Annotated in this window: 9 protein-coding genes and 4 tRNA genes; 12 read left to right on the top strand and 1 reads right to left on the bottom strand. The window is 41.8% G+C overall.

The genetic code is table 11. The annotated features are described in order from the left end of the window. Positions 1 to 516: 516 nt before the first annotated feature. From L1D46_RS17590 to nth, 12 genes are all read left to right on the top strand, one after another. Positions 517 to 593: transfer RNA gene (locus L1D46_RS17590), tRNA-Asn, on the top strand. Between the two features lie 21 nt (positions 594 to 614). Then, positions 615 to 691: transfer RNA gene (locus L1D46_RS17595), tRNA-Asn, on the top strand. Between the two features lie 19 nt (positions 692 to 710). After that, positions 711 to 787: transfer RNA gene (locus L1D46_RS17600), tRNA-Asn, on the top strand. A 29-nt stretch (positions 788 to 816) separates the two neighbouring features. Continuing rightward, positions 817 to 893: transfer RNA gene (locus L1D46_RS17605), tRNA-Asn, on the top strand. Positions 894 to 1,086: 193 nt separating this feature from the next. Next, entirely contained in the window at positions 1,087 to 3,030 is a 1,944-nt protein-coding gene (locus L1D46_RS17610) for a GGDEF domain-containing protein (protein WP_130051846.1), read from the top strand. A gap of 177 nt (positions 3,031 to 3,207) precedes the next feature. Further along, positions 3,208 to 3,789 carry an electron transport complex subunit RsxA gene (gene rsxA, locus L1D46_RS17615; protein ID WP_054553689.1) on the top strand — a complete coding sequence of 194 codons (582 nt, stop codon included), beginning with the start codon at positions 3,208 to 3,210 and terminating at the stop codon, positions 3,787 to 3,789. 1 nt (position 3,790) lies between these two features. Further along, on the top strand, positions 3,791 to 4,345 hold the full coding sequence (gene rsxB, locus L1D46_RS17620) for an electron transport complex subunit RsxB (protein ID WP_054553690.1): 555 nt from the start codon (positions 3,791 to 3,793) through the stop codon (positions 4,343 to 4,345). An 8-nt stretch (positions 4,346 to 4,353) separates the two neighbouring features. Continuing rightward, positions 4,354 to 7,035: an electron transport complex subunit RsxC gene (gene rsxC / locus L1D46_RS17625; RefSeq protein WP_239977957.1), complete on the top strand. Its 2,682-nt coding sequence runs from the start codon at positions 4,354 to 4,356 to the stop codon at positions 7,033 to 7,035. Continuing rightward, positions 7,032 to 8,087, top strand: coding sequence for an electron transport complex subunit RsxD (rsxD, locus tag L1D46_RS17630; protein ID WP_239977958.1), 1,056 nt, complete (start codon positions 7,032 to 7,034; stop codon positions 8,085 to 8,087). The genes rsxC and rsxD overlap by 4 nt, the downstream gene beginning before the upstream one ends. Further along, complete coding sequence (gene rsxG, locus L1D46_RS17635; protein WP_239977959.1) at positions 8,087 to 8,722, top strand: electron transport complex subunit RsxG; 636 nt, start codon at positions 8,087 to 8,089, stop codon at positions 8,720 to 8,722. Before rsxD ends, rsxG begins: the two co-directional genes overlap by 1 nt. Continuing rightward, positions 8,722 to 9,420 (top strand): electron transport complex subunit E, encoded by a 699-nt coding sequence (locus L1D46_RS17640; protein ID WP_130051850.1) that lies wholly within the window; start codon positions 8,722 to 8,724, stop codon positions 9,418 to 9,420. Before rsxG ends, L1D46_RS17640 begins: the two co-directional genes overlap by 1 nt. Positions 9,421 to 9,458: 38 nt before the next feature. Next, positions 9,459 to 10,091, top strand: coding sequence for an endonuclease III (gene nth / locus L1D46_RS17645; protein WP_130051851.1), 633 nt, complete (start codon positions 9,459 to 9,461; stop codon positions 10,089 to 10,091). Positions 10,092 to 10,305: 214 nt separating this feature from the next. Here nth and L1D46_RS17650 read toward each other — a convergent pair whose 3' ends face one another. Next, complete coding sequence (locus L1D46_RS17650; RefSeq protein WP_167659215.1) at positions 10,306 to 11,499, bottom strand: sensor domain-containing diguanylate cyclase; 1,194 nt, start codon at positions 11,497 to 11,499, stop codon at positions 10,306 to 10,308. Positions 11,500 to 11,566 lie beyond the last annotated feature (67 nt).

An 11,566-nucleotide genomic window follows, 5' to 3' on the forward strand; every position in this document is an offset into this window, starting at 1 on the left:
ATACAGCACTAAAAATGAGTTTACTTCTATTGGATTCAGATCATTTTTGAGTTTCTCTGCATACAGCACTAAAAATGAGTTTACTTCTATTGGATTCAGATCATTTTTGAGTTTCTCTGCAAAGAATAGAGAAATCTTTACTAGTCCTACACAGTAAATACAAAGAAAAAATTACGCTCGGAGAACTTCAAACAAAAAGAATTAGATCTGATTTTCATAGTTAGAATAAAACATTGGATAAATGATGATTTACTCAACTTGGTAAAGAATATCTAAGCAAAGAAACTTTTTTATACTTTTAAAATGATGCTTCTGTTTAAAAAGCATGCAAAAAATAAAAGCTTTCGACATAGGTCCCCTACTACAAGCTAAAAAATGCAGTGGTTTTCAGCTACATTTTGCGCAGATCGAACATAAAAACATCGAATAAGCTTCTTTTTTGAATTTATGAAGTTTTTATGTTGACACTTTGCAATGCTGTCATTAATATTTCGCCCCGTTGAAAGGCATGACGCTTCCCCCTTAGCTCAGTTGGTTAGAGCGACGGACTGTTAATCCGCAGGTCCCCCGTTCGAGTCGGGGAGGGGGAGCCAAGTTTTTCAATCATAAACGATTCCCCCTTAGCTCAGTTGGTTAGAGCGACGGACTGTTAATCCGCAGGTCCCCCGTTCGAGTCGGGGAGGGGGAGCCAAGTTTATGAATATGATTGTTCCCCCTTAGCTCAGTTGGTTAGAGCGACGGACTGTTAATCCGCAGGTCCCCCGTTCGAGTCGGGGAGGGGGAGCCAAATCATAGCACCCTACTACTCTATTTAGTTCCCCCTTAGCTCAGTTGGTTAGAGCGACGGACTGTTAATCCGCAGGTCCCCCGTTCGAGTCGGGGAGGGGGAGCCAACTCACAGAAAATAATCAGGTTTATCTACTACTATTCTTCGATTGTATTAGACTTTAAAGCGCTTATAATCTACCCTACATTAAAGTTATTTCTAAAGTTTTTTCTATTTTTTACGATAGAATGTAATGACTGTAATTAAAGCGATCAATCAAGGAATTGATTCCTTCCGTTAGGCTTTTATAAGATAAGAACATGGCTGGCTTTAAAAAACTTATATTTATACAACTCATATCTTGGCTGCTTTTTGCTTTATTAGGTGGTTATTTTATTGCCCTTAGTTTCGACAGTGCTGTCAGTGATGCTCAGCAAAAAGCACAAAATGTCGTTAGTGCTTATATAAATACTCAGACATTAGATGAACTAGCACCAGAAAAAATTAAACACGCGCTTGCCGATGGCAGTACTTTTTCTAAGTTTGTGATCCGTGATCAAGCGGGCCAAGTAGTTAGCTCAGTTGAATCAAGTCAACCCCTACCCATATTTGCTGAAATTGTAAATGCTACGTTTAACTCAATTCGCCCTCAATTTGCCGTTAACCAAGCATCTGATATAAAGGTTGAATTCACAATTAATGCGCATAATCTCGCAAGCTTATTACAACAGGCTCTATTTGTTGTTATTTTAATTTCAGGCTTGATTGCCCTACTTCCTATTATCTATATGAAGAGCATGTTCCGCCGCCTTAATCGTAAAATTAGCACTACAGTTGCAGATATAGTTGATATTTATATTAATCAAAACCAAATTGATGATGACCTAGAACAATCAATTGATACAACTAGCCTAAAAAAGTTAAGCAAAGATTTAATCCCTTCATTCAACCGCCTTTCTCACTTTTTACAAACTAAACACGACGATATTCAAAACAATGCGCTGAACATCAAAAAAGAAGCTTATAAAGATGTAGTGACTAACCTTGGCAACCGTAATATGTTTGTTGAGTACTACGAAAAGAATATCGAAAACGCAGAAAAAAGTACTTTTGGTTCACTTGCGATGGTTCGCTGTAGCGAGCTGCAAGCCATCAACCAAACTCGTGGTTACCAAAAAGGTGATGATTATGTTAAAAGCGTGGCCGATATAATTAAACATATCAGTGGTACTTATACTGGTAGCCAAGTGTTTCGTTTAAACAGCTCAGACTTTGCAGTTGTGTTGCCCAATACCCCACTAAAAGAAGCGGAACGTTTTGGTGATAACTTACAGTCTCGATTTACTCAGTATCAACAAAATCAAGAATTAAGCTCAGTCGCGAACACAGGTATTGTCGGTTACGAAAAAGGTAAACCTTTAGGAGAGTTATTATCTATTGTTGATAATGCGATGAGTATGGCGCAATCAAAGCAAGCTAACGCATGGCATGTTCAACGCGAGACTGACCTTGTAAATAATGCTAGCGCTGGTTTTGGTAACCAAAACTGGCGTAAAGTGATTAACGAAGTGATCGAAACCAAACGTGTTCACTTGGTCATGCAAAACATTATGCCAATTGGTAAAAGTGTGAAGGCCTATGCAGAGATTCAGGTTCGTTTCAAAACCGCAGAAAATCAAATGCTACCAACTGCCTCTTTTCTTGCTATGACCGAAAAGCTAGAAATGGCTATGGAAATTGACCGCTTAATCATTGACACCAGCTTAGAAAAAATTAAAACCCGTAATTTTTCTGAGAAATTCTTTGGAATCAATGTTACCGCATCAAGCGCCCATAATGATCAATTTGTGATCTGGCTTGAGCGCCGCCTACTAAAAGACAGTAATATCGCCTCTAAGCTTATATTTGAAGTGAGCGAGTTTGGCTTGCAACAAAATATTAAAGCAAGTAAGCGCTTTATCGATATGGTGCATCGTGTCGGTGCGCGTATCACTGTAGAGCGTTTTGGTGTTGGTTTAACGTCATTTAAATTCTTTAGAGATTTAAAACCTGATTTCATCAAAATGGATGCAAGTTATACCCGCGGCCTTGAAGAAGATAAAAATAATCAATATTTTATGCGCTTAATGGTTGATCTTGCCCACCGTATTGGAGTGAGTGTATTTGCTGAAGGTGTAGAGAGCCAAGAAGAAAAGCATATCATTGAAACTCTGTGTCTTGATGGTGTGCAAGGCTATTACATCGAAAAACCAAAAGACATTTAACCCCCCTATTAAAGGCCCAAAAAACCTTACTGTTTTTGGGCCTATTCTATCTATTAACTTAGCTTTAACACTTTAATCGTAAACAGCTTTGTTAATTTTATCTATTCGTCCCTCATGTGTTGTGTCAGCCCCCAGAAAAAAGGATAATAGGGTCGTTTTTATTCTCGTGAGGCAAGCATGACAGAGTATGTCTTGTTATTGATTGGCACCGTGCTAGTCAACAACTTCGTTTTAGTTCAATTCTTAGGTTTATGCCCATTTATGGGCGTGTCGGGTAAGTTAGATACCGCGATTGGTATGTCCTTAGCCACAACCTTTGTACTTACACTTGCCTCCGTGACTAGTTATCTAGTAAATCATTATATTTTGATCCCGCTGGATATCGAGTTTTTGCGTACCATGAGCTTTATTTTGGTTATCGCTGTTGTCGTGCAATTTACCGAAATGGTGGTTAGAAAAACCAGCCCGACACTTTATCGCTTATTAGGGATTTTCTTACCGCTTATCACCACTAACTGTGCTGTATTAGGCGTTGCCCTACTTAATATCAAAGAAGACCACTCATTCTTGCAATCCGCTGTTTACGGCTTTGGTGCCGCAGTGGGCTTTTCTATGGTGTTAATACTGTTTGCTGCATTACGTGAACGCTTAGCTGCGGCTGATGTCCCTGCTCCTTTCAAGGGTGCTTCTATTGCGATGATCACTGCAGGCCTTATGTCGATGGCCTTTATGGGTTTTACAGGATTAGTGAAGTTTTAATATGACCTTGTTTTATGCTTTGATAGCGTTAGGTTCATTAGCGCTAATATTTGGTTTAATTTTAGGTTTCGCTGCCGTGCGTTTTCGCGTAGAGAGCAACCCTATAGTTGACCAAATTGATACCATTTTACCGCAAACACAATGTGGCCAATGTGGTTACCCTGGCTGTCGCCCATATGCTGAAGCGATTGCCAACGGCGATGAAATAAATAAATGCCCACCAGGCGGCGAAGCAACTGTAAAAAAATTAGCTGATTTAATGGGTGTTGAAGCAAAACCACTTGCAGGCGGTGAGCAAGCTGATCCGATTAAAACAGTCGCCTATATTCGTGAAGATGAATGTATTGGCTGTACCAAATGTATTCAAGCCTGCCCTGTTGATGCCATTGTCGGTGCAACGCGTCAAATGCATACCGTGTTAATTGATGAATGTACCGGTTGTGACTTATGTGTAGAACCCTGCCCTGTAGACTGTATTGATATGTTGCCCGTAAAAGAAACTAAACAAACCTGGAAATGGCAATTAAACGCAATCCCTGTGACTCAGGTAGATTAGGAGCACAGATGGAAAAGCTAATAGATCAAATTAAACAAGGTAAAGTGTGGCCATTTCCTGGAGGTATTCACCCACCGGGTCAAAAGCAACAATCAACTAAGCAAGCAATCGCAAGACTACCACTACCTGACAAACTTGTTGTATCACTAAAACAACATATTGGCGCTAACGGCAAACTCATTGTTGAAAAAGGCCAACAGGTACTTAAAGGCCAAGCATTAACGAAACCAAGCGGGAATTGGTCAGTGCCAGTACACGCACCAACATCTGGGCTGATCAGCGATATTTGCCCAATGCCATCTGCTCACCCATCAGCGCTGCCAGAACTTAGCGTTATCATTGAACCTGATGGTGAAGATAAATGGTGCGAGCTTCGGTCTGTGTCTGATACCAAAGCACTTTCGCATGATGAGCTTGTGGATATTATTCATCAAAGCGGTATTTCAGGTATGGGCGGCGCCGGCTTCCCTACTTATGTCAAAGCAGATATACGTAAAGACATTGAGTTTTTAATTGTCAATGCCGTCGAATGTGAGCCATATATCACTGCTGATGACATGCTAATGCGCGAACATGCTGATGGTATTATCGCGGGCATTGAATTAATGCAGCAGCTGTTAAACCCGCAGCTCACAATTATTGGTATTGAAGATAATAAGCCAGAAGCCATTGCTGCTATGAAAAAAGCAGCTGAACATAACGAAAACATAATAGTACAAACAGTGCCAACGGTTTACCCTTCTGGCGGTGAAAAACAACTGATTAAATTGCTAACTGGCAAAGAAGTCCCAAGTGGTAGTATTCCAGCTGATATTGGTATGTTAGTGCAAAATGTCGGTACCTTGTTTGCAGTAAATCAAGCCGTACATGAAGGTAAACCTCTTATAGAGCGTGTAGTAACGGTAACCGGTAACACCATTCATAAACAAGGTAATGTGTGGGCTTTACTAGGCACTGAAATTAAACATTTATTAGACTGCCAAGGCTTTTCACCAGTACCACAACAACGTGTGGTTATGGGCGGCCCGATGATGGGCTTTACTTTACCAACCGTGCGTATTGGTGTCGTTAAAACGACGAACTGTATTTTAGCGCCAGATCACCAAGAGCTTGCTGAGCCGGGTGATGAAAAAGCCTGTATTCGTTGTAGTGCCTGTGCTGACGCCTGCCCTGCTTCATTGTTACCGCAGCAATTACAATGGTTCGCTAAGTCTAAAGAATACGACAAACTCAACGAGCACAACCTATTCGATTGTATTGAATGCGGTGCATGTGCATATGTATGCCCAAGTGAAATTCCACTCGTTCAGTACTATCGTGTTGCTAAAGCAGAAATAAAAGAACAGCAAGCAGAACAAATTAAAGCTGAGCGTGCAAAGGAGCGTTTTGAAGCACGTAAAGAGCGTTTAGAGCGCGAACAAGAAGAACGTCAAAACCGCCACAAACGTAAGCCAGCTGCTAAGTCAGATAGCGAAAAACAAAAAGTGGCCGATGCACTAGCACGAGTTAAAACTAAATCTGATGACAAAGAGAGTAAATCAGCTGTCGCTGCTGCTATCGCGCGTGCTAAAGCGAAAAAGCAGGGTGCAGAGCTTGAGCCTGATAACTCTGAAATAGCTAAAGAGCGTGCTGCGCGTAAAGAACAAGCACGTAAATATAAAGAGCAAAAAGCACTAGAGCAAGGTGAAGAAAGCGCCGATAAAGATGATAAAAAGTCTGCGGTTGCTGCCGCTATTGCCCGCGCTAAAGCGAAAAAGGCCGCGCAAGCTAAAGAAGATAACGCAGAAGTAGACTCAGCACCAAAAGATGACAAAAAAGCCGCTGTTGCAGCTGCTATCGCTCGTGCAAAGGCGAAGAAAGCCGCTCAAGCTGCTGAAAACCAAACTGAAGCTGAAGAAGATAGCGCACCAGTTGATGACAAAAAGGCTGCCGTTGCTGCAGCCATAGCTCGCGCTAAAGCGAAGAAAGCCGCTCAAGCTGCTGAAAACCAAACTGAAGCTGAAGAAGATAGCGCACCAGTTGATGACAAAAAGGCTGCCGTTGCTGCAGCCATAGCTCGCGCTAAAGCGAAAAAAGCCGCGCAATCTGCTAAAAACCAAACTGAAGCTGAAGAAGATGGCGCACCAGTTGATGATAAGAAAGCCGCTGTTGCTGCAGCCATAGCTCGAGCTAAAGCGAAAAAAGCCGCTAAAGAGCAAGCGCATAGTGACGATTTTTCAAAGCAAATAAATGATTCAGGTGATGAGATTGATGCCCTGCCACAAGCTGACGCTCCTGAATCTAGCGAAGACAAGAAAAAAGCCGCCGTTGCTGCAGCTATCGCTCGCGCCAAAGCGAAAAAAGCCGCTAAAGAGCAAGCGCAGAGTGACGATTATTCAGAGCAAATAAATGATTCAAGTGATGAGGCAGATGCCAAACCGCAATCTGATGAACCTGAGTCTAGCGAAGATAAGAAAAAAGCCGCCGTTGCTGCAGCTATCGCTCGCGCCAAAGCGAAAAAAGCCGCTAAAGAGCAAGCGCAGAGTGACGATTATTCAGAGCAAATAAATGATTCAAGTGATGAGGCAGATGCCAAACCGCAATCTGATGAACCTGAGTCTAGCGAAGATAAGAAAAAAGCAGCAGTCGCCCGTGCAATTGCAAAAGCTAAAGCTAAAAAGTTACAACAAGAAGGAAACGATAAGTCATGAAACTAACCATGGCGAGTTCGCCGCATAATCATAGCCATAAATCATTAAGTCGATTAATGATGACGGTGATTGCTGCGTGTATTCCTGGCTTAATTGCCCAAGTGTACTTTTTTGGCACAGCCGTTTTAATTCAGCTTATTCTCGCACTTATAACAGTAAGCGCCTGTGAAGCCGCTGTATTGCGGCTTCGTAAGCGCAAAGTTTGGCCAACACTCAGTGATGGCAGTGCTTGGTTAACGGGCGTATTACTGGCGTTGAGTATTCCACCTTTAGCGCCTTGGTGGATTATCGTAATTGGCTGTATGTTTGCAATTGTTATTGTAAAACAGCTTTATGGCGGCCTTGGCTTTAATTTATTTAACCCTGCTATGGCGGCTTATGTATTACTACTTGTATCGTTTCCGGTGCAAATGACCAGTTGGTTACCTGTGAGTGATTTACTTGCATCTCCGATTAGCTTCTCACAACAGCTGTCTGTTATTTTCAATGGCTTTACCAGCGCTGGGTTTAGTGTCGATCAATTACGTGTAGCAATTGATGGCACAACTATGGCAACACCGCTTGATACCGTTAAAACAGATGTCGCCCATCACCTAACGGTGGCTGAAAGCATGAGTAAACCAATTTTTAACGACTGGTTTGGTCTTGGCTGGGGCTGGGTTAACCTCGGCTTTTTAATCGGTGGTCTTTATTTATTAAAAGCTAAAATCATTAATTGGCATATCCCTGTTAGCTTTTTAGCCTCGATAGCCGTGTGCAGTGGTATAGGTTATATCGCCGCCCCTGGCACAGAACCAGGTGTGGTATTTCACTTATTCAGTGGTGCGACTATGTTAGGGGCATTTTTCATTGCCACGGATCCTGTTTCTGCATCAACAACTAATAAAGGGCGTTTAATTTACGGCGCGTTAATTGGTTTGCTTGTTTACTTAATTCGTACTTTTGGTGGTTACCCTGATGCAGTGGCATTTAGTGTATTGCTGTTAAATATGGCGGTGCCTTTAATTGATTACTACACGCAACCACGAACTTACGGCCATGGGATGAAATAATGATCCTTTCCTCAATGACTAAAAACGGCGCTATTCTTACTGCATTTGCGCTCATTACCACAGGCACTGTGGCCCTGACTCATAGCCTGACCGCTGAGCGTATTGAAGAGCAAGAAAAGCAACAACTTGCAGAGCAGCTACAGCAAGTACTTGATGCCCATCATTACGACAATCAGCTCTATAAAGATTGTGTTGTGATCACCGATGAGCGCTTAGGTCCACGCCCAGAGCAAGTTATTTACCGCGCCTACAAAGACAATAAGCCTTATGCTTTAGTGATGCGCCATGTAACACCAAGTGGTTATAGCGGCGATATCAACTTATTAACAGCAGTTTTTGCCAATGGCGAAATAGCCGGTGTCCGTGTCACTAAACACGAAGAAACGCCGGGTCTTGGCGATAAAGTCGAGATCAAGAAGTCTGACTGGATCACCCTTTTCAAAGGCCAAAATGTACTGGGTGAAGATGACAACCGCTGGGCTGTTAAAAAAGATGGCGGCCAGTTTGATCAATTCACCGGTGCTACGATCACACCCCGTGCTGTTGTCGGCTCAGTTAAACAAGCGGTACTTTTTGCCCAAGCTGAATTTGATAATCTGTTTGCTGCACCAAACATCTGTCAAGGAGCCAAGTAATGAGCCAAGTTAGAACCTTGTTTAAAGATGGTATGTGGGCCAATAACCCTGCCCTTGTTCAGTTATTAGGCTTGTGCCCGCTACTTGCCGTTACATCAACGATTACCAATGCGTTAGGCCTTGGATTAGCGACTTTATTGGTACTGGTTGGCTCTAACGTAACCGTATCGATAGTACGTAACTGGGTGCCTAAAGATATTCGTATCCCTGTTTTTGTGATGATCATCGCAGGCTTTGTAACCATTGTGCAGCTGATGATGAATGCCTATACATTTGGGCTTTACCAATCACTGGGGATTTTTATTCCGCTTATTGTTACTAACTGTGCCATTATCGGTCGCGCAGAAGCATTCGCCTCTAAAAATACCGTGCCACTTTCAGCCTTTGACGGACTGATGATGGGTCTTGGTTTTATGCTAGTTTTAGTGGTATTAGGGGCGATGCGAGAGCTTATTGGCCAAGGTACGCTATTTGATGGCGCCGATTTACTATTAGGGCCGTGGGCTGCTTCACTTCGTATTGAAGTATTCAGTTTTGATAACCAATTTTTATTAGCTATCTTACCTCCGGGTGCCTTTTTGGGACTTGGTTTATTGATTGCTGCAAAAAATGTCATTGATACACAAATAAAATCTAAGCAAGTTGTTACTCCAGAAGTAGAAAAAGGCCCAAGAGCCCGAGTAACGAGTTTAACTTAAAGGAGAGCGCGCACCGTCACTGCGTGCTTTACGCCACCATGAATAAAGAAAAACGCTACGAGATCTTATCTCGTCTTCGTGAACAAAATCCGCACCCAGAAACAGAGCTTGAATATTCAAGCCCGTTTGAATTATTAGTTGCTGTTACCTTATCTGCACAAGCTACAGATGTGGGGGTTAATAAAGCCACACGTAAGCTTTTCCCTGTTGCTAACACGCCTCAAGCGATTCTTGATTTGGGCCTTGAAGGCCTTCGTGATTACATTAAGACCATTGGTTTATTTAATTCTAAAGCTAATAATGTCTATAAAATGTGTGAAATTCTGGTCAATAAACATAACTCAGAAGTACCAGAGAATCGTGAAGCACTCGAAGCATTACCGGGTGTTGGCAGAAAGACCGCGAATGTTGTTTTAAACTGTGCCTTTGGCTGGCCGACCATTGCTGTAGACACGCATATTTTCCGCGTTTCTAACCGCACTAAGTTTGCCATGGGTAAAGATGTAGTTGCTGTAGAACAAAAATTAGAAAAAGTAGTACCTAAAGAATTTAAAGTCGATGTGCACCACTGGCTCATTTTACATGGTCGTTATGTATGTACTGCACGTAAACCCAAATGCGGCAGTTGTATTATTGAAGACTTGTGTGAGTTTAAGGATAAAACTGAGTAATCAAAGACTTCATTGTTGTATTACTCAAACTCAGTCAGCACCTTTAGACCACCCATTAAGGGGCGGCTTCGGTAAGTAAGTGATGGGCATACAATCACCCCTGACGTGATAACCCCCCTCAATAAGCACAGTACTTCTACATGAAACCTTCGCTTCATAAAAAGTAGATGCAGCTCACTCTCGGTTTTTCGAAAAACGCAGCCACAATATTTCTTCAGGCAGTACAGTTTACCTTATTTCGACCTGAGGCTTTGGCTTGGTAGAGCACAGTATCTGCTTGAGCTAAAATAGAGTCAAAACTTTGTTTATAATCTGGCTGCTGGGCGACACCTATTGATAAGGTAAAACGAATAGTTTGTTGCTCAAATTTTACTTGGCATTGTTCTACATGTGCTCTCAGACGTTCAGCCATGTCTTTTGCCTCTTCTATTTCAGTTTCAGGTAGCATCATCGCAAACTCTTCGCCGCCTATTCTCCCGATGACATCGGACTTTCTTATAATTTTTCGCACTAAATCTGCAAGTGAACAGAGCACCTTGTCACCAGCAGCGTGACCGAAGGTATCGTTAATAGACTTAAAGTTATCGATATCAAACATCATTACACAATACGAATGACAATAACGTACAGCTTGTGAATGCTGACATTCAGCCATTTGATAAAAAGCTCTGCGATTAGGAAGCTGTGTTAATTCGTCCGTTAAGGCAAGTGTTTCAGCTTTTTTCTTGGCTATTTCGATCTCTGCCGTACGGGCTTTAACCTGCTCTTCAAGACTATGATTATATTTTTTTAATTTGGCTGCCATTTGCTCAATATCAATCACATAGTTCGCTTGGCGAATTGCAATTTCAATGTAAGAAGTAACTTCTTTTATTATTTCAATTTCACTGGCCGACCAGTGTTGAGTTGATGCACTGTCCAAGCAAAATAAACCGACGACATTATTTTTTACATTGATAGGAGCATCCAGTACAGCTCTGGTCTTTCCTTCTATCATAGCGTCTTTTAATGGCGCTATAAGTGAGTTGGTTTCGACATCATCAATCGCCAATATTTTTTGTTTTTTTAGCGCTGCGAGGTATTGCGGAGCAATAGTTAAATCAGCTTCTATGCCTTCGATAGAGGGTGAGTTTTCAGTGGGTATACAGCTATGTACGGATAAAATCCCTTGAGGTGAAATAGTAGAATAGGATACACGATACATAGGGAAATATTGGGCTATATCCTTTAGCGCAATGGTTATTATTTGATTCGGCGCTAATTCAGAGCTGATACATTTTGCTATTTTATTAACGATGTCAGCACGCTGTTTATCGAACCTAGCAGCACGCACTTCTATTTGATACTGTCTAATTTTTATAAAGGTAAACAACAGTGTCAAAACTAAAATTATAAAAATGATGCTCACATTCACTCACCTATTAAGTCACTATCATTATAACGATAAAACAGCGATAGGTTACTAAATAATTAAC

It is taken from the genome of Pseudoalteromonas sp. Isolate3, from assembly GCF_022398505.1.
GTDB lineage: Bacteria > Pseudomonadota > Gammaproteobacteria > Enterobacterales > Alteromonadaceae > Pseudoalteromonas > Pseudoalteromonas apostichopi.

Coding starts and splice junctions, on each gene's coding strand:
- L1D46_RS17610 (WP_130051846.1), top strand. CDS start 1,087: ATGGCTGGCTTTAAAAAACTTATATTTATACAACTCATATCTTGGCTG.
- rsxA (WP_054553689.1), top strand. CDS start 3,208: ATGACAGAGTATGTCTTGTTATTGATTGGCACCGTGCTAGTCAACAAC.
- rsxB (WP_054553690.1), top strand. CDS start 3,791: ATGACCTTGTTTTATGCTTTGATAGCGTTAGGTTCATTAGCGCTAATA.
- rsxC (WP_239977957.1), top strand. CDS start 4,354: ATGGAAAAGCTAATAGATCAAATTAAACAAGGTAAAGTGTGGCCATTT.
- rsxD (WP_239977958.1), top strand. CDS start 7,032: ATGAAACTAACCATGGCGAGTTCGCCGCATAATCATAGCCATAAATCA.
- rsxG (WP_239977959.1), top strand. CDS start 8,087: ATGATCCTTTCCTCAATGACTAAAAACGGCGCTATTCTTACTGCATTT.
- L1D46_RS17640 (WP_130051850.1), top strand. CDS start 8,722: ATGAGCCAAGTTAGAACCTTGTTTAAAGATGGTATGTGGGCCAATAAC.
- nth (WP_130051851.1), top strand. CDS start 9,459: ATGAATAAAGAAAAACGCTACGAGATCTTATCTCGTCTTCGTGAACAA.